The sequence below is a fragment of the Rickettsia sp. TH2014 genome (assembly GCF_019249195.1).
GTDB classification, from domain to species: Bacteria; Pseudomonadota; Alphaproteobacteria; order Rickettsiales; family Rickettsiaceae; genus Rickettsia; species Rickettsia felis.
Genome location: NZ_MXAX01000101.1, coordinates 1 through 687, shown reverse-complemented (window position 1 = coordinate 687; position 687 = coordinate 1). Strand labels below are relative to the sequence as shown.

Sequence of the window (687 nt, the reverse complement as noted above, 5' to 3'; positions counted from 1 at the left end):
AAAGATTCTGATGCCTTACTGCCTGAACCGTTTAATATACTAGAAATACTAGAACATTTTACATAATCAGAATTTATTAAAGTACTAAGTTGTTTTATCCCTATATCGGTATGTATATTTTTTATAAATTCTTTGGTATATTTCTGGGCAATAGAATTAAAAAAAGATTTCTTTAATTTGTTACTTGGATCTACTACACTTGCTTTTAATTGGTCAAAAAGTGATGTATGATCAAGCTTAATACGTTTGTGAGCAGGAAGCATATTACTAGTTCTTTAGTTAAGAAGGACCTTTGGTTCTGTCGATGTAAAACACTACACGGACTGTTGAAAAAATCAATAAGGTTACAAATACTTTAATATTTTTGATCTTTAATAGCAGTAGATAAAAAAATAAAAAATAATTTTAAGTATCTGTTTAAAATTTTGTACTATCGCAATTATAATGGACTGAAAAAATTGGACAAAAAATAGTTAGTGTAACTTGGTAATAAGTTAGAATAGAGTCAATAACTTATAGGATATAAAATGACAAGAAAACAGATACGGAATTTTAGTGCTGAAGAGAAGACAAAGATAGTGCTAGAATTATTAAAAGAGGATGTAACAATATCACAGTTATCATCTAAATATGAGATTAGCAGCAATAGCATATCGCATTGGAAGAAGCAATTTTTATCAAATGCAG

The 687-nt window shown here is 27.7% G+C and carries 2 protein-coding genes; one reads left to right on the top strand and one right to left on the bottom strand.

Annotation, left to right across the window (positions count from 1 at the left end; genetic code table 11):
• A partial coding sequence (locus tag KYQ89_RS01805) for a hypothetical protein (RefSeq protein WP_218460150.1) occupies window positions 1-263 on the bottom strand: 263 nt, incomplete at its 3' end.
• 264 nt (window positions 264-527) lie between these two features.
• Here KYQ89_RS01805 and KYQ89_RS08190 point away from each other — a divergent pair.
• Window positions 528-687: transposase (locus KYQ89_RS08190; protein ID WP_218460148.1), on the top strand; the 160-nt coding region annotated here is incomplete at its 3' end.